Origin of the sequence: Streptomyces sp. DT224 (assembly GCF_049844595.1) — a bacterium.
Classification (GTDB): Bacteria; Actinomycetota; Actinomycetes; order Streptomycetales; family Streptomycetaceae; genus Streptomyces.
In genome coordinates this window covers 1-17,659 of record NZ_JBNCLI010000020.1, presented here as the reverse complement: position 1 = coordinate 17,659, position 17,659 = coordinate 1, and the positions used below count along the sequence as shown (strand labels likewise).

The following is a 17,659-nucleotide window of genomic DNA, read 5'->3' as shown; positions in this document are numbered from 1 at the left end:
GGACGCGTCACTATCGCCGGTGACCGGGGCGCGGGTCAACGCCCATTGGGTGACGGTTGCGCAGGTCAGCGGGCCAGCACGCGAGGAGGACCTTGCCCTGGCCGGGGTGGTTCCTGACGGTGCCCCTCCGGGCCAGGCGCTGGACCAGGGGCCCGGGCTCGACAGCTCAGGGCCGTTGTCACCCCGCTGCGGAGGGGACCGAGCAGGGCCGAGGCGGGAACGGGGCAGTCGTCGAAGTCGATCCCCGCGAAGCGGCAGCCGCGCAGTCCTACGGCGACATGACGGGGCAGCAGCACGGCGCGGTCCACGGGGAGGGCGCCGGGGTCGAGCAGCAGGGCCGAGTGACTGCGGCTGCCGGCGGTGTCCGTGCGGCAGAAGAGGACGAGCGCCCGGGCCCGCTCCAGGTTGTTGATCAGTGGCTTGGCACCGCTCAGCAGCAGGCCGCCGCCCGAGGGCCGGGCGGTCACCCGGCTGCGCACGTAGTGGTTGCTGTGCGCGGTCTCGTGCTGCGCGATGGCGGCCTTGCCGCCGGACAGCATCAGGCAGGCCAGCCATTCCCGCTGCTCCGGCGTCCCCGCCAGCCACACGTCGGAGGCGGCCATCCAGCTCGTCATCCCGTAGCCCATGGCGAGACCGACGTCCCGGCGGAAGACGGGGCGCAGGACGGCGACGAGGTCCTCGTACGAGTCGAGGCGGCCGCCGAGCTCCGTGGGCACGAACTCGGCGGACACCCCTCGCCCGTCGAGCAGTTCCTCCCCCTGCGCGAACCGCTCCGCGGCCCGGTCGGCGGTCAGCAGCGACGCGTACCCGACGGCGTTGGCCGGATCGGCGGGGTCGCCCAGCGCGAACTCGAGGCCCTGCGCGCAGGTCCGGGCGTCGCCGATGGCGAGCGGGGTCACCACCGGCCGCCCCCGCCCCCGGCCGGTTCAGGAGTCAGCAGGTCCTCGCCGAGGTCGGCGCACTCGCCACCGCGGCGCCCGACGCGGGCCGCGACGGCGGGATCGAGCACCTCGTGGCAGGCCGGCAGGGAGCCCTTCAGGAAGAGCGTGCGCATCAGGGCCCGCTGGATCTTCCCGCTGGTGGTGCGCCGCACGGTGCCGGCGGGGACGAGCAGGATGTTGGCGAGCGGCACGTTGCACTCGGCGCCGACCGTCTCCTGGATCCGGCGGACCAGCGCGCGCCGGTCCACGGCCTCCCCGGCCCGGTCCGGCGGCGTGTCCCGGACCTCCTGCACAAGGACCAGCTGCTCACGCCCGCCCGCCCGCCCGCGTCGACGGAGAAGGCCGCCCCGACGCCGGAGTTCAGGGCCGGAGCAATGCCGCGCACCGCGTACTCGACGTCCTGGGGGAAGAGGTTGCGGCCGTTGAGAATGATCAGTTCCTTGAGCCGGCCCGTGACATACAGGTCTCCGTCCTCGACCACTCCGAGGTCCCCGGTGCGCAGGAAACCGGTCTCGCCGCCTTCCAGGACGGCGCGGAACGTCGGGCGCGCCCGGCGGCGGGCTCCGGGGCCGGGGCGAGCCTGCCCTGTTCCAGCACGGCCGGGTCGGCGGTCAGGGTGGCGGACGGAGCGCCGGGCGCGCCGGCGGAGACCAGGAGGGTGGCCTCGGCCAGGCCGTAGCAGGGGTAGAGCGCCTCTGCCCGCAGTCCCGCCGGGGCGAAGCGCTTCGCGAAGGCGTCGAGGGTCGCCGGGCGCACCGGTTCGGCACCGTTGAGCGCCAGTCGCCAGCGGGAGAGGTCGAGGCCGGCGATCTCCTCGTCCGTGACCCGCGTGGTGCACAGGTCGTAGCAGAAGTTGGGGCCGCCCCCGACGGTCACGCCGTACGCGTCGACGGCCTGGAGCCAGCGCAGCGGTCGCTGCACGAACGAGACCGGGGACATCTGGACGGAGTGGCTGCCCAGCCAGACCGGGTGGAGGAGGTGGGCGATGGAACCCCATGTCGTGGAAGTGCGGGAGCATCCGCCGAAGCGGTCCGCCTGCGTGGTGCCGAGCACCTGCTGCAACAGCAACTGATTGGCCATCAGGTTGCGGTGGGAGACCATGACGCCGCGCGGATCGGACACCGAGCCCGAGGTGTACTGGAGGAAGGCCAGGTCGTCGGGGCGGGTCCGCGTCGGCCGCCACGCGTCCGGGTCCCCCAGGCCGGACAGATCGGTCGCCAGGCAGGTGACACCGTCGAGGAGCGAGCCGGCGAGCCACTGCGACACCTCCGGTGCGGTCGCCGAGCCGGTCAGGACCAGGCGCGCGCCGGTGTCCCGCAGGACGGAGGTCACCCGGTCGGTCCGGCCGCCCCGCGGACCGCCGCCGGGCAGCGGCGCCGGCACGGCGACCACTCCCGCGTACAGGCAGCCGGCATAGGCCGCCAGGAAGTCGGCCGTCGAGGAGTACAGCAGGAGCGCCGGCGTTCCCGCGGCGCCCCGGTCCTGGAGCACCGAGGCGATGCCGCGGGCCCGCCGGTCCAGCTCCGCGTACGTCATGTGCCGGGCCGCGACTCCCCCGCCCCGGTGGGAGAGCTCGATGTGGACGTCGGCACCGGCCAGCGCCTCGGTTCGTTCCCGTACGAGCTCGGTGAATGTGGTCGGGTTCGGCATCGTTCCCCCTCGCGCCGCTGATCGGACCGCCGGGGACCCCGTGTGTCCGGCCCCGGTCGGACCCATGCTCGGTGGCCGTCCTAAAAATCCGCTTGGATCCGAGGCGGCCACCCCCCTGCCGACCCCTGACCTGCCGCGGGAGCCGCACGCAGGGCCCCGGAAACGCCCGGCCTCCCGGTCGCCCCCCGACCGCGGGAAGTCCCGCCGTGCCCTCCGGGCGCCACTGCCTGTTCCGGGGCCGGCCGCCAACGGCGGGCCGAACCGCTCGCCCGCGAGCGGGACGCACCCCTCGCTGTCTCAAATTTCCCGGGACCGTCTCAACTACGTCACCAAGACGGCGATCCATGCACCTGCCAACTTCCTGGGACTAGCGTGCTACCCCGAAAGGAAGTCCTCACCGATGCAAGGGAGCCATATGAAGTTCCGCAAGACCGGCACCGCCGCAGGCACGATCATGCTCGCCGCCGCCGCGCTGACACTGAACGCCGGCAGCGCCTCCGCCATCGACTGGGACCACACCAAGTCCTACGACGGCGTGACCGTCTACTTCGAGGAGCACGGCGACATCGTCAAGGTGTGCGACTCGAAGAAGAACGGCCGTTCGGCGACGGTCATCGTCTACGAGGACAGCCCCGGCGACGTCGGCTACGACATGACCGTCTCCACGGGCTACGGAGACTGCAAGTCGCACCGTGCGAGCGACGGCGCGAGGTACAACCCGCTGGAGAACCACTACGTGTACTTCCAGCTCGACCCCCACACCACCACGCACTACACGGTCAAGTGGTTCAACGACCACTGACCGACAGGCGCCACCGGGACCGCCGGACGGCCTGACCGGACGCACCCGCCCGGTCCGAGACCGCTGATGCGCCGGGGGCCGGACCGAGCCGCTGATGCCGCCCGGTCCGGCCCCTTCGTCGTGGGAGGCCACGCGGCATCAGCTGCTCGACACGGCCGCCGCAGTGCTGTTGCCGCTGCCTCGGGCACCGGCGGCAGCGAGCGCGTCGTCGACGCGGGCACGGGCATCGTCCAGACCCACTGACAGGCCTGCGGCAGCAGGGGCCGGTGCTTGGTCGCGGCAACGCGAGCCCTCGGTCTGCCGTCCGTCCAGGAACGCGGCCAGGCCCCGGGGGGCTCCCCCTCAGGCAGTTCCGTGCTTGAGGCCCAGGCCGCCACGGAACCCCATGTCGTCAGGCCCCTCCCCCTCGGACACCGATGCGTCCGGGCGCCAGCGGTCGACGGTTACTACGCCCGGTTCCAGCAGTTCCAGTCCGGTGAAGAATTCCTCGATCTGCTTCTGTGTGCGCAGCACCACGGGCTTGGAGACTTTGTTCTGCCGGTAGAAGGCCGATGCCTCCGCTGCCCTGACGGGATCTGCGTCACCACAGGCATGGGACAACGCGACATACGAGCCGGCCGGAAGAGCGTCCACGAGAACCCGCAGGACGCCCGCCGGGTCCTCGTCGTCGTCGAGGAAGTGAAGGATCGCGGCCAGGACCAGGCCCACCGGACGTGTCATGTCGAGTGTCCCGGTCACCTCGGGCGATTCCAGTACCGCACGCGGGTCACGCAGGTCGGCTTGCAGGTAGGTCGATCGGCCCTCGGATGATATCGGGGTGAGCAGCGCCTCGGCGTGCCGGAGCACCACGGGGTCGTTGTCCACGTAGACGATCCGAGCCGAGGGCACCATGCCTTGAGCGATCTCGTGCAGGTTGGGCCGGGTGGGGATGCCGGTGCCGATGTCCAGGAACTGTGTGACACCGCCCTCTTTCACCATGTGCCGTACAGCGCGCGCCATCCATGCCCGGTTCTGCCGCGCACTGCGCTGGATTTCCGGCCAGCGCTGGGCGATGCCCTCCGCGACGGCTTGGTCCACGGGGTAGTTGTCCTTGCCACCGAGAAGGCTGTCGTAGACGCGCGCCGGGTGCGGCTTTCCCTGTTCGAACGACCCGTTGGGGAACACACGATCTCCTTCGCGCTATGGCACGTTCGGTTCACATAACAACGCTCTGGCCAGAGTCATTTGAACACACTGTGCCGCGCGGACCACCCTTGCCCTCGGGTCACTTCGGTCTGACTCATCGCGTCGCAGGGGCGGGCGTCTGCCCTCACGGCCGATGCCCAGGGCCATGCCGAGGGCGCCGATGGTGCCGACGCATCCGTTGCCGGACAGGAGGTGCTCCTCAAGGGCGCCGGACCTGCGCCGGCGCCGTCGTCCAGGGGTCAAGGCCCGTCAACGGTCCCGCCTGGGCAGATGCCGCATCCGTGTGGTGGGTGAAGCGGTGGCGGTACGACGTCGGTGTGGTCGCGTAGTGCGCGGAGAAGTTCTGCCGGAAGGTCACGGCGCTGGCGAATCCACATGCTGCCGAGATGCGGGCGATGCTCCAGGTGGTCGTCTCCAGCAGTCTGCGGGCCTCGTCGAGCCTGCGGGTGAGGATCCACTTGGCCGGGCTCATGCCGGTCGTCTCGTAGAAGCGGCGGGAGAAGTTGCGGGTGCTCATGTGCGCGTGGGCGGCGAGTTCGGTGACGGACAGCCGCTGGTCGAGGTTGGCCAGGGCCCAGGTGATCGTGTCGCCGATGGGCCCCGCGGCGTCGTCGGGCACGGGCCGGTCGATGTACTGGGCCTGGTCTCCTTCCCGGTGGGGCGCGATGACGAGATGGCGCGCCACGGTGGCGGCCGCCGCGGATCCCAGCCGGTTGCGGACGATGTGGAGGCAGGCGTCCAGCCCGGAGGCAGTGCCGGCTGAGGTGAGCACGTCACCGTGGTCCAGGTAGAGGGCGTCCGCGTGCACGTCCACGGCGGGATACCGTTCGGCCAGTTGTTCCGCCGCAGCCCAGTGGGTGGCCACGGTGCGACCGTCGAGCACGCCGCTGCCCGCCACGGGGAACGCGCCGAGGCAGAGCCCGGTGATCCCCGCCCCGCGGGCATGCGCGTTGCGGATCAGGGCGACGCACTCGCCGTCCGGTTCCGGGAGGTCGGTCGGCCAGGAAGGGAAGACGAGCAGGTCGGCCGTCTCCGCCGCCGCGGGCCCTGCGAGGTCGCCGATCAGGATCCCCTCCAAGGTGCGGACCGGGCGCGCGCCCGCGCTCCACACCGTGGTGGTCCAGCCCTGGGCCAGGCCCTGCCGGGCCACTTCACCGAACACGAGCAGGGGCGCGGCGAGATGGAACGCGGTGATCCCGTCGAAGGCGTGAAGGGCGATGCGCATGCCTGTCCTGATCCCATCGATTATTGCTTTTCTGCCACTCACTGTAGCGCCGACGGCCCCAGGAGGATGGAGTCCGCGGCGCCCTCCGCGCCGCATCCGCCCAGGAACAGGAGAGAACGTTGACCGCCCCACGCCGCGCCCTTGTCCTCATCGACGTGCAGCAGGAGTACTTCGACGGACCGCTGAGCATCCAGTACCCGCCCCGCGACGCGTCGCTGGCGAACATCCTGCGCGCCCTGGACACCGCCGCGCGGGCGGGCATGCCCGTGGTCGCCCTCCGGCACGAGTCCCCGGAAGGGGTCCCGGTCTTCGCGGCGGGCTCCCCCGGCTGGGAACTCCACCCCGAGGTGGAGCGCCGCCTCGGCTCCACAGCCAAGCGGGTGACCAAGAGCTTTTCCGACATCTTCAGTTCCACCGGTCTCGCCGAATGGTTCCGGCAGAACGAGATCGACACGCTGACCTTGGTCGGCTACATGACGAACAACTGTGTCCTGGCCACGTCCGCCGCCGCCGAGCCTCTCGGTCTCACGGTCGAGGTCCTCTCCGACGCGACCGGCGCGGTGCACCTCGCCAACGAGGCGGGGGCCGCGTCCGCGCAGCAGGTCCACGAAACCCTGATGACGCTGTTGCACTCGAACTGGGCGGCGGTCACCACCACCGACGGCTGGGCATCGGCCGTCGCCGACGGAGAGCGATCCGCCAGGAGCGATCTCGTTACCTCGGCCCTGCAGGGCCGCGCCGCTCACTGACGGCACCCCGCCCTCCACGAGGGAGACGCCCCGCGGGTACGCCCCCGCGGCGCTCTCCCTCGGCGGCCTGTGGCGACAACAAGGGCGCGCCCTGGCACGGTTACGGTGACCGGGAGGCAAGGGCGATTCCTGCGGCGACGGTCGCGGTGGCCCTGAAGGTGGCGGGGCAGTCCGCCGGTACGGGGCACGACGGGGAGGTCCTGCTCGCGGCTCGAACGGCATGCCGGCGGACGTTTTCGGCCTGGCGTAGGCGATCGTGTGAGGGAGTTGAGGCCCGTCGGCCGCTGTGGGCTCCTCCCTCTGCCACATCTGTGCAGGGGGTGGGCGGTCGAGAGACCGATGAGTTCCGGGGCGTGCGGCGGTCATGACCGCACGGCCGCTCACAGGCAGACGCCCCCGTGCCCGAAGGAGACACATGGCACAGCTCATCTACTCGATGGTCACCTCACTCGACGGCTACGCCGAGGCGGAGGGCGGCCTCGGCACCGGGGCCGACGACCAGGAGGTGCACACCTTCATCAACGACCTCTTCCGCCCCGTCGGCACGTACCTCTACGGCCGCCGGATGTACGAGACGATGGTCTACTGGGAAACCGCGCACGCCGAGCCCGACCAGCCGCCGCACATCCTGCAGTACGCCCGCGACTGGCAGGCCGCGGAGAAGATCGTGTACTCCACGACCCTTGAGTCGGTGTCCAGCGCGAAGACCCGGATCGAGCGAACCTTTGACCCGGATGCGGTGCGTGAGCTCAAGGCCGCGGCCGATCACGACATCACCGTCGACGGTCCGAACCTCGCGGCCCAGGCGATCGAGGCCGGGCTGGTGGACGAGTACCACCTGTTCATCACCACGAGCGTGGTCGGCGGTGGCAAGCGGTTCTTCCCCGACGGCGTGCGCCTCGATCTCGACCTGGTCGAGGAGCGTGCGTTCGACAGCGGACTGATCTACACGCGCTACCGGGCCGGCTGAGCCGCAACGGCCGGTCTCGCCTGCCGACGGCCGAGGCGGCGCAGGGAGCGGACCCGCGCCGGTCAGCGAAACCGGTCCGGAACGACGCGCGCGCCGGCACAACCCGGTCCAGGTACGACAGTGACGCGCTGCGCATGTCCTGCGAAGGACTTCGCGTTACGGACCGACGACCCTGCTCGGCGCCGGCCTCGCGAGCAGACCGTACGGCAGGTACCCGGACCGCACGCCGAGTTCCCACCCATGCACCTGGACGGCCAGGCAGGCCAGGGCAAGGGTCCCGAGGGGAAGCAGGGACCGGGGCGCGGTGTCGGCGGCGTCGGGCTCGGCGCGCTCGCGGTACGCGACCAGCCGGGCGGCGAGGGCGTCCTCGAAGGCATGCCGGTCGTCGTCGAGGAGTACGCGGAGCAGCCGCTGATCCGCGCTCAGCGCGTCGCCGGCCTCGTCGAGCCGCCGGGCTGCTTCCGCGCGCTCCCCCGCGTGCGGCTTGCGCAGCGGAACCGTGGGCCAGTCACGGGGCAGATGTCCGGTCGCCTCGGTGAGGTAGGAGCACAGGGCGTCCATTGCGGCGAGGTCGGCGGGAGCGGAGACGGAGGTGTACCGGTTGTAGGGCGCGCCGTCACGTATGGCGGGCGCGTAGTCGTCGCGCAGCAGGAGACCGGTGACGCGCTCCCAGTCCCAGATGTGGCCGCTGACGACGCACACTTCGAACGTGTCGAGCCATGTCCGCGCGGTGGGCGCCTCCTTGACCACGTCCCGGAAGGTGACGGGCCCGTCGCCGAACTCGTCGTCGTCCGGGTCTGTGCCGATCCGCTCCCCGACGAGGGGGAACCGGAGTTCCTGGTCCCCGTCCGGGAAGCACAGGATGCTCAGCACTCCGTGCACGCACTCCGCGGCGGTGACGGCGACCGTGCGGGCCGCGGCGTCGAGCCCCGGCTCCGTCACCGTTCGAGCGGCGACATGGTCGAGCAGTTCGTCCGCCATGGCCCGGATCAGCGTCGGCGAGACGCTGGAGTACCGCAGCGAATGCCACCGCTTGTAGGCCCGCCCGTGGATGTCGTCGAGCGCCTCGGCCAACCGCTGCTCGCCGACCTGATGTGCTGCCACGTCCCGCACGTACCCCGTCCCTTCACGCACTTCCCGGCTGGACGAAGCACGCTACCCATGGGCACTGACAGGAGACGTTCGAGGTTTCGAGGGCCCATGCACCGAGGACGTCGCCGACGCCCGCCGTTACACGGAATCCAAGGCGCGGACCGCCAAGATGGCGGTCAGCGTCGCTCACTGCACCGACGCGCCCTGATCCCGGTCCCTTCACTGCCCACCGCCCGTCACAAGGAGCCGCACGCATGCGCGCGATCATTCAGCACACCTACGGAGGGCCCGAGGTCCTCACCGAGACCGAACGGCCGCTTCCCGAGCCGGGCGTGGGCGAGATCCGTGTCCGGGTCGCCGCAGCGGGCGTGAACCCGACCGACTGGAAGCACCGCGACGGCACGATTCCCTACGACCACGGCCTGCCCGCCACGACCGGCTGGGACGTGGCCGGTGTCGTCGACAAGGTCGGCGTCGGTGTCACGATCTTCGATGAGGGCGACGCTGTCTTCGGGATGCTGCCGTATCCGTACGAACCCGGCGGCTACGCCGAGTACGCCACGGGCCCGGCCCGGGCCTTCGCCGCCAAGCCCGACAGCATCGACTTCACGCAGGCCGCGGCGCTGCCCCTGGCCTCGCTCACAGCCTGGCAGGCGCTGAACGACACCGCTGGGCTCCGTCCCGGGCAGCGGGTGCTGATCCAGGGCGGTGCCGGCGGCGTGGGACATCTCGCCGTACAGATCGCCCGCCACCTCGGCGCCGACGTGACGGCCACGGCATCGGCCGCCGACGCGGAGTTCGTACGCTCCCTGGGCGCGGACCACGTCTTCGACTACCGCACCACCACCATCAGCGACGTCCTCACCGACGCCGATGCCGCGCTTGTCCCGCTCACCGGGCAGACGCGGCTGGACTCCCTGCGTGCCGTACGCCGTGGGGGCGTGCTCGTCTCCCTCCTCGGGGCCGACGACGAAGCCCTCGCCCTGGCCGGCGAACGCGGCGTGCGGTACCGCAGCATGATGGTGCAGTCCGACCACGCCGGTATGCGGGCCATCGCCGGCATGGCCGCCACGGGAGCACTGCGGGTGACGCTCCACTCGGCGCTCCCGCTGTCGAGCGCCGCCGAAGCGCACCGGCTCGGCGAGGCGGGCAAGATCGACGGCAAGCTCGTCCTCGTCCCCTGACCCCGGACACACGGGGAGCTGCCGGCCTCGGGCCGAGGGCGGCAGCTTGGCCGTCCGGGAGTCGGCCCGGGTCCACCTCGTGTGATCCGCCTGCCCTTCGAGGACACACCCCTCAGCCCTTGAAGCCCCTGCTGACCGAAGCCAATCGTTTCGCTTCCTGTGCGCCCACGGCCGACTGCCCGTCGGCGCCCGCACCGAGCGTGGGGCGCCGCCCCCCTGCTGCCCGAGACCCGCGAACAGCACGGTGGGCTTGGAGGGCTGGCACCATCCTGTCCGGTGGGCTACGTTGTGCGGTGATGACTACCGGGACGGCATTGCGCCACACACGGATGGGTGACCCGGCTCTCCTCTGAGCGCCGTACGGGCCGGAGCCGGCCCGCTGTGGGATCGAGAATCCGGCACTGCTGCGCGGGCTCCGCCCCCTGTCGTATTGACATCGACTCAATACGTCAACCACGACAGGAGAAATCATGCCCACCAAGACGCTGCACATCTTCACCGCGGACGGCCAAGCCGACGCGTTCGCCGCCTTCCCCGACAACAGCGAGCAGCACCCGGGGGTGTTGATGTACCCGGACGGATTCGGCATCCGGCCCGTGCTGCGGGAGATGGCCCGCGAACTGGCCGGCCACGGGTACTACGTGCTCGTCCCCAACCTCTTCTACCGGCACGGCCCGGCACCGGTGATCGAACTTCCCGAGCACATCGGAGAAGAGGTCCGGCCCGCGGTCTTCGCCCAGCTGATGCCCTTGATCGAGGCGCACACCGCCGAACGTGTCCTGAGCGACGCCGACGCCTACCTCAGCTTCCTCGCCGCCCAGCCCGAAGTCAGCGCCGGACCGGTCGCGGTGACCGGCTACTGCATCGGCGGCCTCTACGCGATGCGCACCGCCGCAGCCCACCCCGGCCGAGTGGCCGCCCTCGCCGCTTTCCACGGCCCGGTGGGCGTCGACGGCCCCGGCCTCTTCTCCAAGCTCACCGCCCAGGTCCACCTCGGCCACGCCGAAGGCGACATGACACCCGAGACCCTGGCTGAGCTCGGCCAGGCCCTGGACGCCGCAGGGGTCGGCTACACCTCCGAGATCTACCCCGGCACCGTCCACGGCTTCACCATGTCCGACACCGACGCCTTCAACCCCGCCGCGCTGCAGCGCCACTGGGACCGCCTGTTCCCCCTTCTCGATCGCACCCTGGCCAGTAGCTGAGGCTCCGGCTCGGAATCCGGACCCCTTGCACGGGGCCGGATTCCCAGCGTTTTTCGAAGCCGGCGTGAGGGCGGGCGCGGCCCGCCCTCACCGGCCCCGTTCCGGCCTCCGAAGCAGCGTCGGAACCGGCATCCGCGCGGCGCACGGCCCGCGCCTGCCGGGGCCCCGCGACCGGGCTCCCTGTACGGCCGGGTGAACCCGCTGCCGGCTCCCAGGCAGGGGCAGGGCCCTTGCGGTTACGCGGCCCGGGCGAGTTCGGCACGGCCGAAGAGCAGTGCGTAGCCGGTGGGGAGTTGACGCAGGACACGCGTGATCAGGTCGGGGCCCGCGTGGGCGGCGACGGCCGCGAAGACGGATCCGGTATCCCAGCGGGTAGGAGCCAGGGCCGCGCCGGAGCGGGTGGCCAGGTCCTTGACGAACGCCCAGCCGGTCAGCGGCTGGAGGCCGGGGACCTGCGCGGTCAGGACCCGTGCGGCCTCCGTGGGCAGGCAGCGGGCCAGCTCCACGCGTTCGTCGCCGGTCAGCTGACGCCCGAGCCCCGCGAGGACCAGGCGGACTGCTTCCTCGGCGCGCTCGCGGGTGGGATAGGCGCCTTCGTAGCGGACTTTCTCCAGCAGTTGTTCGTACGCCGTCGAGTACTGCTGCTGGTGCCCGAGCGGTGCGCGTACGTCGGTGGTCACTGCGGTCCATGCCTTTCTCGAAGCCGGAGTGGAGTGGTGCGTCAGGTCAGGTGGGGTGGCCGAAGAGGAGGTCGTAGCCGGTGGGGAGCTGGAGCAGGATCTGTTCCAGCAGGGCGTCGCCGACGGCGTCGGCGGCCGTCGACAGCACGGCGCTGACATCCCAGGCCGCGGTCTTCTCGGTGGCGCCCTCGATCCAGGCCGCGGCAGCGCGGACGAATCGTTCCGGTGGGAGCGGTTCGGCGCTCTGCAGCGGATTGAGGAGGATCAGGGCGAACTCGTCGGGAAGGCGTGCGGCGAGCTGGGCGCGGACCGTACCGGCCAGGTGCGCACCCAGCAGGGCGAGTACCACGCGTGCCGCGCGCTCGGCCTCTTCCAGGGTTTCGTAAGCGCCGCGCTCCTTGACGTGGTCGAGGAACGCATCGCGTCGCCAAGTCATCTCGCCGCACCCCATTCCTTCGGACGGTCCCGGGGGTGCGGAGGGCGGAAGTGCCCGGTCAGGCAGCCGCTCTCCGCAGGTGCCGGGCTGGTCTCAGCCGGAGATCTCCTGGCGTCCCGAGCCGACGCCGACCGCGATCTTGCGGGGCTTGGCGCGCTCGGCGATCGGGATGCGCAGGGTGAGGACTCCTGCGTCGTAGTCGGCCTGGATGTGCTCGGTGTCGAGGGTGTCGGCGAGCACGATCTGCCGGGAAAAGACGCCGAGCGGCCGCTCCGAAAGCTCGACCTGTACGTCGTCGGACTTCGCCACCGGCCGACGCTCGGCCTTGACGGTGAGCATGTTGCGCTCGACGTCGATGTCGATGGCGTCCGAGGCGACGCCGGGCAGATCGAAGGCCACCACGTACTGGTCGCCCTCGCGATAGGCGTCCATCGGCATCACCGACGGCCTCGACCAGGTGCCCGTGCTCATCATCTGCTGCGCCAGCCGGTCCAGCTCACGGAAGGGGTCAGTGCGCATCAACATGGGGAAACACCTCCAGTGGGTTCAGGCAGTTGCTGCCAATGCGCCTCACTGACACCGTTGTAACATGTCATCGAAATGATGACAACTGCGATGTCATCCGATCGATGACGTTCGAAGGAGGGACCCATGGCTGCGGCCGATCAGCCGTCCTCGCCCAGCGCCGGCGCGCACAGTCCGGTGTCGTTCCTCGCCGCCGCGGCGGCCCTGCGGGCCATTGACGACGCTCTTCGCGAAGCCCGGCACGGAAGTCCCGACGCTCCGGCTCCCGGCCCGGAACAGGCCCTGGCGTCTCTGTCGCTGCTGCGGCAGGTACGCGAACAGCTCGCCGGGTGGGAGACCGGTCTGATCGAAACGGCCCGTGACGCGGGAGCGAGCTGGGCGGACCTCGCCCCTCCCCTCGGTGTCGCCAGCCGGCAGGCCGCCGAGCGCCGCTACCTGCGGGGTCGCCCGGGCCCGGCGGGGACGACCGGCGAGCAGCGCGTGCAAGCCACCCGCCAGGCCCGGGCGGCCGACCGCGACACCGCCGCCTGGGCGCGGCGCAACGCGGCCGACCTGCGCCGTCTCGCCGGACAGATCATCGCCCTCACCGACCTGCCCCCTGCGGCCCGCCGGCCTGTCGGCGAGCTCCGTGCGGCCCTGGCCCACGACGACCCTGCCGACCTCATCGCCCCGCTGGCCGCCACGCGGCATCACCTGACCGGTACGCATGGCGACCTGGCCGCCCGGACCGACGACCTCACTCCTCCCTGACGACCGCGTTTCGCCCTCGTGCGGCGTTCCGCAGACCGTCGCCGCCCGTCCTCCTGTGCGCGTGGTGGGAGGGTCGGAAGAACGGCGCTCACGGTGGGCGCGGCCAGTGCGGAACGGTCGGGCGGCGGTATGCCCGGACGGCGGCCGGTACGAAGCACGTCGGCTTCGAATGGCCGTATCAATTCAGGAGGCGCGGCTCACGATGTAGGCCGTGCCCACCCTGTCTTCCTCGGGTGAGTCCGCCTGGATCGCGAGACTCGGCCCGGCCGTGGTGAAGTCGAAACCGCTCGTCGTAGGCTGCGTACAGTCGACGTGCTCCGCGGTCCTGGCGGCGCCTGAGGAGACCGTGAAGGTCACCGAGCCCTCCCCTGCACACGCCACCTCCACGCGCAGGACCGTGCGCGACTCGATGGTCTCGTCGACGTTCTGCCCTGGCACTGCGAGGGTTCCGGCCGAAACCAAGCCCTTGTCGTCCGACTCCAGGCGCTCCTCCATATTGAGCAAGTCGCCGGCTTTCTTGCTCAACTGCTCCCTGCCGGACTGGGAGGGAGACTGCACGTGGGGAGCCGCCGTGGAGCTCGCCGCCTTTTCGGGCTGCGAAGCCTCGGACGCCGAAGGCGACTCAGAGCAGGCGGCTGCCATGCCGGTAATCAGCGCGACGGCAGTCAGAGCGCTGCCGGTGCGGCGGGTGAAGCGGTACATGAGGTCCCCCGAAGTGCACTCAGAAACAAGCAGAAGTACGGAACAAGGTGATCATCCCGTCGGGACACCCGCGTCACCTCTGCCGTCTGGACATCGGCACCTGATTGGTACACAGGTGCGGCGTGCTTCTCCGGCACGGGGCTGTCCCACGCCGGCCGCAGCCATCCCGAGGGCAACGGCGATATGGAGAGCGCGTCATGGCGGCGCAGGGACTCGAGTGCCACGGCAGCCAGTTGGTGCGGTGGGAACTTGCCGTGGCGGCCACCTGAGCGCAGCTTCTGCTCGAACAGCGCGAGCGGTTGACACGCTGGGCATCCACGCCTCCGTGGGCCCGTCTCGCGGCCCGACGGCGCCCTCCACGACAAAGGGGCCCACAAGGCCGGAAGCAACGCCGGAAGCAAGGCCGAGGCCGCGTCCCAGTGCGGCCTCGCAGCTGTGGTCCGGTGGGTGGAGCAGGAAAGGCAGCGGCCCGTCCCTCGCAGCGGGTCGTGGAAATCGCGGTCGACGGTGAAGCGGACCCAGGGCCGGTGAAACTGGACGCGTGGGTCTCCGACACCGCGCACAGCACGAGCAGCTCAGCTCGGAGCAACTCGCTGCCTTCGCCAACCTCGAACTGGCCAGGGCAGCGGAGTGACGAGGTCACACAAAGGCCGCGGACGGCGGGGTTCAGCTGGAGGGCAGGACCTTCCGGGAGCCCGTGCCGGTGCCGCGGTCGGTGTAGTGGCTTGTGACAACGTCGTACTTGGCGCCGCCGGACTGGCTGGAAACGCCGTTGGTGTCGAGGTAGGAGCCGCCGCCGTACTGGTTCTGCAGCAGGATGTTGCTGCCGTAGCTTGGATCTCGGAGGCGTCCGCCACGGTCCAGTCGTAGAGGTGGGCGAACGGCTCGCGCAGGGATTCACCGAGAGGGGTCAGCGCGTACTCGACGCCGACCGGCAGGTCGGCAGCACGCGGCGCTCGACCATCCCGTTGCATTCGAGGCGGCGCAGGGTCTGCGTGAGAACACGTTGCGTGACGCCGTCGAGGCGGCGCTTGATCTCGTTGAACCGGCGTGGTTCGACCAGGACTGCCATCACCATCATCGACCGTTTGTCGGCGATCTGATCGAGGATGGGCCGGCTCGGACAGTCGGCCCGAAACACCACGCCGTGCTCGGCAATGGCCCGGTAGACGGCCTCAGAAGCGGCCATAGCGGTATCCTCCGCGACCCCCGGGATGCCTAAAGTGCCTATTGACGCAGGTCACAGCCGGTTTCACTGTAGGTATGCAACAGGAACCAGAATCCTGCCAGGTACCTGAGGGCTGCCCCGTTTTCGGCGTCCTGTTCGACGTAGGGTCTGCAGGACAGCGCGGCCGGAGCTGTTGTCTCAGTAACTTGAGAGGGCATCGTTGAACCCGAACCCCATCTGCTGCTTCTGCTATCAGGTCATCGATCTCGACCAGGACGGGGCAGCAACCAAGCTCAGGCTCGGTGCGGTTGACCTGGTGCGAGGCGATACCGTGCGGCAGCAGGCCTATTCACACTCAAACTGCCTGCGCGAACGGGTCCACCCGAACATCGGCCTCTGGTTTGAGTTCTGAGGCCAGGTGGCCTCCAAGGCTGCCGCCCGAAGGTGCGATGATCCTGCGGTGCCTCGCGTGATCACGGCGTCGGAACCGTCCTGGACAGCCCCGTTCACCGGGCTGAGCCCGCAGTCGGACACGAAGAGCCGGGAACGGCCATCGTCGCCGCCTCCCCCGAGGGCCCCTTCTTCGTGTTCCAGCAGGCGGACGGCTACCGCGCTCCGGTCTGGCCCCCCGTCGACGGGGAACAGCGCCCGATGATGCACTTCGACTTCCAGGTCGGGGACCTGGACTCGGCAGTCACCGAGGCGGTAGCCCTGGGTGCCACCCTGGCGGAAACCCAGCCGCAGGACAACGTCCGCGTGCTCTTCGACCCGGCCGGCCACCCCTTCTGCCTCTGCTACGACGCCTGACGCGCCGACCGTCGTCGGGCCATCGACCTCCACGGTGCCATCGGCCGCCAGAAGCGACCGATGGCACCGCGAGGAGGCCGTCCCACTTCAGAGTCCGACCGTCTGCCGACAGCACCGCGAGGTCCGAGTGGAGCCGCCACGAAGCGGCGATCGCTGACCGACCACACCCGAAGCCCGGCACACGAGGCCGCGCGTCTCCGGAAGGCGAATCGCGGCACGCGAAAAAAGACTGCCGGCAGGTGGTTGGTCACCGGCGTGATCGTCTTCATCGTGCTCGCCCCGGCGGCAGGTCAGCCGCGAACGGTCCACGGCCGCCTTCGCGGACCGGCCTCCCCTTCGGCGGCTCACCGTGCCCAACAGGCAGTGAGCCGCCAACCGCAGAACCGCCCGCCAGGCCGACATACGGGCTCTCGCTCTGAGCGACAACCTGGCGGACACGGCATCAACGGGCTGGCAAGGCGTCAGCGATGCTGCATGCCGAGCTGTTTCGCGGCGGCGTCCACGGTCTGCGCGAGCAGGACGGCGATGGTCATCGGCCCAACGCCACCGGGAACCGGAGTGATCAGTCGGGCTCGGGTGAGGGCGGTGTCGTGGTCCACGTCTCCGACGTTGCCCGGGTTGTAGCCGGCGTCAATCACCACCGCGCCAGGTTTGATGTCCTCACCGCGGATCAACCGAGGCCGCCCCACGGCCGCTACCAGGACATCCGCTTCCCGGACGATCGCCGACAGATCAGCCGTGCGGGAGTGGCAGTACGTCACCGTCGCGTCCTTGGCGAGCAGAAGCATCCCGGCCGGTTTGCCGAGAATCGCGCTGCGACCCACCACAACGGCGTGCTTGCCGGCAAGTTCGACGTCGTACGCTTCCAGCAACCGCATGATTCCGCCCGGAGTGCAGGACACGAAGCCCGGCAGCGCGAAGCTCATCGCGGCGAAGGAATGCATCGTGACCCCGTCAACGTCCTTCTCCGGAGCGATGGCCTCGAACGCCGCTCGCTCGTCGATGTGCGGGCCGCAGGGGTGCTGGAGCAGGATCCCGTGCACTTCCGGATCGCTGGACAGGCCCGCGAGGGTGTCGACCAGCTCGGCGGTCGTGGTGGTGGCGGGCAGACCGATGTGCCGCGACCGGATGCCTGCCTTCGCGCACCGCGCCCGCTTCATGCGGACGTACGTGGCCGACGCGGGATCCTCTCCCACCAGCACCGTCGCCAGGCAGGGGCTGGCCCCCGCTCGTCGTGAGATCTCCGCCGCCCTGGCAGCAGCGTCGTCGACGATGCGTTGGGCGAGACCGGTGCCATCCATGAGCTGTGCCGTGCGAGTCGCGGACATCCTTGCCCTCCGGGCGTTGCTGACCACTCGCCCAGGCGCACGGCACCGACATCTCGTCAGGCCGCTCCCCGGTGGTACTCCACCTCAGCGCCAGTCACGGCCCACGCCGAACTGTAGTAGACGGGGAAGGTGTAGTGGACGATGCCCCAGCTCACGATCTGCGTCAGGCAGAGGGCGGGCAGGTCGGTGGTGGCGGGCTCGTTCACGGCTACTCCTTGACTGTTTCGACATCCGTCGATGTCTTGCACGGCCCAGCATGG

Annotated in this window: 20 protein-coding genes and 1 riboswitch; of the genes, 8 read left to right on the top strand and 12 right to left on the bottom strand. The window is 70.5% G+C overall.

What is annotated here, in order from left to right; translation table 11 throughout:
* Positions 1-65 precede the first annotated feature (65 nt).
* From ACLQ2N_RS34875 to ACLQ2N_RS34865, 3 genes are all read right to left on the bottom strand, one after another.
* Positions 66-902, bottom strand: coding sequence for a hypothetical protein (locus ACLQ2N_RS34875; protein WP_425819607.1), 837 nt, complete (start codon positions 900-902; stop codon positions 66-68).
* Positions 896-1,234, bottom strand: coding sequence for a hypothetical protein (locus ACLQ2N_RS34870; RefSeq protein WP_425819605.1), 339 nt, complete (start codon positions 1,232-1,234; stop codon positions 896-898). The genes ACLQ2N_RS34875 and ACLQ2N_RS34870 overlap by 7 nt, the downstream gene beginning before the upstream one ends.
* A gap of 139 nt (positions 1,235-1,373) precedes the next feature.
* Positions 1,374-2,591 carry an AMP-binding protein gene (locus ACLQ2N_RS34865; RefSeq protein ID WP_425819603.1) on the bottom strand — a complete coding sequence of 406 codons (1,218 nt, stop codon included), beginning with the start codon at positions 2,589-2,591 and terminating at the stop codon, positions 1,374-1,376.
* A 415-nt stretch (positions 2,592-3,006) separates the two neighbouring features.
* Between ACLQ2N_RS34865 and ACLQ2N_RS34860 the strand changes: the two genes are divergently transcribed.
* On the top strand, positions 3,007-3,393 hold the full coding sequence (locus ACLQ2N_RS34860; RefSeq protein WP_425819601.1) for a hypothetical protein: 387 nt from the start codon (positions 3,007-3,009) through the stop codon (positions 3,391-3,393).
* Positions 3,394-3,735: 342 nt separating this feature from the next.
* On the opposite strand, the gene ACLQ2N_RS34855 is transcribed toward ACLQ2N_RS34860, so the two are convergent.
* Together ACLQ2N_RS34855 and ACLQ2N_RS34850 are read right to left on the bottom strand one after the other, a co-directional pair.
* Positions 3,736-4,557: an SAM-dependent methyltransferase gene (locus tag ACLQ2N_RS34855; protein WP_425819599.1), complete on the bottom strand. Its 822-nt coding sequence runs from the start codon at positions 4,555-4,557 to the stop codon at positions 3,736-3,738.
* A 220-nt stretch (positions 4,558-4,777) separates the two neighbouring features.
* Positions 4,778-5,803, bottom strand: a complete 1,026-nt coding sequence (locus ACLQ2N_RS34850) for a GlxA family transcriptional regulator (protein ID WP_425819597.1) — start codon at positions 5,801-5,803, stop codon at positions 4,778-4,780.
* 119 nt (positions 5,804-5,922) lie between these two features.
* Between ACLQ2N_RS34850 and ACLQ2N_RS34845 the strand changes: the two genes are divergently transcribed.
* Together ACLQ2N_RS34845 and ACLQ2N_RS34840 are read left to right on the top strand one after the other, a co-directional pair.
* Entirely contained in the window at positions 5,923-6,552 is a 630-nt protein-coding gene (locus tag ACLQ2N_RS34845; RefSeq protein ID WP_425819595.1) for a cysteine hydrolase family protein, read from the top strand.
* Positions 6,553-6,967: 415 nt separating this feature from the next.
* A complete protein-coding gene (locus tag ACLQ2N_RS34840) occupies positions 6,968-7,522 on the top strand; it encodes a dihydrofolate reductase family protein (protein WP_425819593.1) in 555 nt (184 codons plus the stop codon).
* Between the two features lie 156 nt (positions 7,523-7,678).
* On the opposite strand, the gene ACLQ2N_RS34835 is transcribed toward ACLQ2N_RS34840, so the two are convergent.
* The gene (locus tag ACLQ2N_RS34835) at positions 7,679-8,635 is read right to left on the bottom strand and encodes an immunity 49 family protein (RefSeq protein ID WP_425819591.1); all 957 of its coding nucleotides are present in this window, start codon (positions 8,633-8,635) and stop codon (positions 7,679-7,681) included.
* Positions 8,636-8,868: 233 nt separating this feature from the next.
* Between ACLQ2N_RS34835 and ACLQ2N_RS34830 the strand changes: the two genes are divergently transcribed.
* Both ACLQ2N_RS34830 and ACLQ2N_RS34825 read left to right on the top strand, forming a co-directional pair.
* Positions 8,869-9,798 carry an NADP-dependent oxidoreductase gene (locus tag ACLQ2N_RS34830; protein WP_425819589.1) on the top strand — a complete coding sequence of 310 codons (930 nt, stop codon included), beginning with the start codon at positions 8,869-8,871 and terminating at the stop codon, positions 9,796-9,798.
* 470 nt (positions 9,799-10,268) lie between these two features.
* Positions 10,269-11,003 carry a dienelactone hydrolase family protein gene (locus ACLQ2N_RS34825; RefSeq protein ID WP_425819587.1) on the top strand — a complete coding sequence of 245 codons (735 nt, stop codon included), beginning with the start codon at positions 10,269-10,271 and terminating at the stop codon, positions 11,001-11,003.
* A gap of 236 nt (positions 11,004-11,239) precedes the next feature.
* On the opposite strand, the gene ACLQ2N_RS34820 is transcribed toward ACLQ2N_RS34825, so the two are convergent.
* The 3 genes from ACLQ2N_RS34820 to ACLQ2N_RS34810 form a co-directional block, all read right to left on the bottom strand.
* Entirely contained in the window at positions 11,240-11,683 is a 444-nt protein-coding gene (locus ACLQ2N_RS34820; protein WP_425819585.1) for a DUF2267 domain-containing protein, read from the bottom strand.
* Between the two features lie 46 nt (positions 11,684-11,729).
* Complete coding sequence (locus ACLQ2N_RS34815) at positions 11,730-12,119, bottom strand: DUF2267 domain-containing protein (RefSeq protein ID WP_425819583.1); 390 nt, start codon at positions 12,117-12,119, stop codon at positions 11,730-11,732.
* A gap of 93 nt (positions 12,120-12,212) precedes the next feature.
* The gene (locus ACLQ2N_RS34810) at positions 12,213-12,644 is read right to left on the bottom strand and encodes an Hsp20/alpha crystallin family protein (RefSeq protein WP_425819581.1); all 432 of its coding nucleotides are present in this window, start codon (positions 12,642-12,644) and stop codon (positions 12,213-12,215) included.
* Positions 12,645-12,770: 126 nt separating this feature from the next.
* Here ACLQ2N_RS34810 and ACLQ2N_RS34805 point away from each other — a divergent pair, with 126 nt between their 5' ends.
* A complete protein-coding gene (locus ACLQ2N_RS34805) occupies positions 12,771-13,394 on the top strand; it encodes a type III effector protein (protein ID WP_425819579.1) in 624 nt (207 codons plus the stop codon).
* A 183-nt stretch (positions 13,395-13,577) separates the two neighbouring features.
* Here ACLQ2N_RS34805 and ACLQ2N_RS34800 read toward each other — a convergent pair whose 3' ends face one another.
* Positions 13,578-14,096, bottom strand: a complete 519-nt coding sequence (locus tag ACLQ2N_RS34800) for a hypothetical protein (protein ID WP_425819577.1) — start codon at positions 14,094-14,096, stop codon at positions 13,578-13,580.
* A gap of 910 nt (positions 14,097-15,006) precedes the next feature.
* On the bottom strand, positions 15,007-15,285 hold the full coding sequence (locus ACLQ2N_RS34795; RefSeq protein ID WP_425819575.1) for a winged helix-turn-helix transcriptional regulator: 279 nt from the start codon (positions 15,283-15,285) through the stop codon (positions 15,007-15,009).
* A 199-nt stretch (positions 15,286-15,484) separates the two neighbouring features.
* Here ACLQ2N_RS34795 and ACLQ2N_RS34790 point away from each other — a divergent pair, with 199 nt between their 5' ends.
* Together ACLQ2N_RS34790 and ACLQ2N_RS34785 are read left to right on the top strand one after the other, a co-directional pair.
* Positions 15,485-15,676, top strand: a complete 192-nt coding sequence (locus ACLQ2N_RS34790; protein ID WP_425819573.1) for a hypothetical protein — start codon at positions 15,485-15,487, stop codon at positions 15,674-15,676.
* Between the two features lie 80 nt (positions 15,677-15,756).
* Positions 15,757-16,071 carry a VOC family protein gene (locus tag ACLQ2N_RS34785; RefSeq protein ID WP_425819735.1) on the top strand — a complete coding sequence of 105 codons (315 nt, stop codon included), beginning with the start codon at positions 15,757-15,759 and terminating at the stop codon, positions 16,069-16,071.
* 461 nt (positions 16,072-16,532) lie between these two features.
* Here the strand turns inward: ACLQ2N_RS34785 and ACLQ2N_RS34780 are convergent, their stop codons facing one another.
* Positions 16,533-17,399, bottom strand: coding sequence for a bifunctional 5,10-methylenetetrahydrofolate dehydrogenase/5,10-methenyltetrahydrofolate cyclohydrolase (locus tag ACLQ2N_RS34780; protein ID WP_425819571.1), 867 nt, complete (start codon positions 17,397-17,399; stop codon positions 16,533-16,535).
* 22 nt (positions 17,400-17,421) lie between these two features.
* A riboswitch (ZMP/ZTP riboswitch) is annotated at positions 17,422-17,507 on the bottom strand.
* Positions 17,508-17,659 lie beyond the last annotated feature (152 nt).

Excerpts from the sequence above, each read along its gene's own strand:
- ACLQ2N_RS34865 (WP_425819603.1), bottom strand. The coding sequence starts at position 2,591 with ATGCCGAACCCGACCACATTCACCGAGCTCGTACGGGAACGAACCGAG.
- ACLQ2N_RS34860 (WP_425819601.1), top strand. The coding sequence starts at position 3,007 with ATGAAGTTCCGCAAGACCGGCACCGCCGCAGGCACGATCATGCTCGCC.
- ACLQ2N_RS34850 (WP_425819597.1), bottom strand. The coding sequence starts at position 5,803 with ATGCGCATCGCCCTTCACGCCTTCGACGGGATCACCGCGTTCCATCTC.
- ACLQ2N_RS34840 (WP_425819593.1), top strand. The coding sequence starts at position 6,968 with ATGGCACAGCTCATCTACTCGATGGTCACCTCACTCGACGGCTACGCC.
- ACLQ2N_RS34830 (WP_425819589.1), top strand. The coding sequence starts at position 8,869 with ATGCGCGCGATCATTCAGCACACCTACGGAGGGCCCGAGGTCCTCACC.
- ACLQ2N_RS34825 (WP_425819587.1), top strand. The coding sequence starts at position 10,269 with ATGCCCACCAAGACGCTGCACATCTTCACCGCGGACGGCCAAGCCGAC.
- ACLQ2N_RS34815 (WP_425819583.1), bottom strand. The coding sequence starts at position 12,119 with ATGACTTGGCGACGCGATGCGTTCCTCGACCACGTCAAGGAGCGCGGC.
- ACLQ2N_RS34810 (WP_425819581.1), bottom strand. The coding sequence starts at position 12,644 with ATGTTGATGCGCACTGACCCCTTCCGTGAGCTGGACCGGCTGGCGCAG.
- ACLQ2N_RS34805 (WP_425819579.1), top strand. The coding sequence starts at position 12,771 with ATGGCTGCGGCCGATCAGCCGTCCTCGCCCAGCGCCGGCGCGCACAGT.
- ACLQ2N_RS34800 (WP_425819577.1), bottom strand. The coding sequence starts at position 14,096 with ATGTACCGCTTCACCCGCCGCACCGGCAGCGCTCTGACTGCCGTCGCG.
- ACLQ2N_RS34795 (WP_425819575.1), bottom strand. The coding sequence starts at position 15,285 with ATGGCCGCTTCTGAGGCCGTCTACCGGGCCATTGCCGAGCACGGCGTG.
- ACLQ2N_RS34780 (WP_425819571.1), bottom strand. The coding sequence starts at position 17,399 with ATGTCCGCGACTCGCACGGCACAGCTCATGGATGGCACCGGTCTCGCC.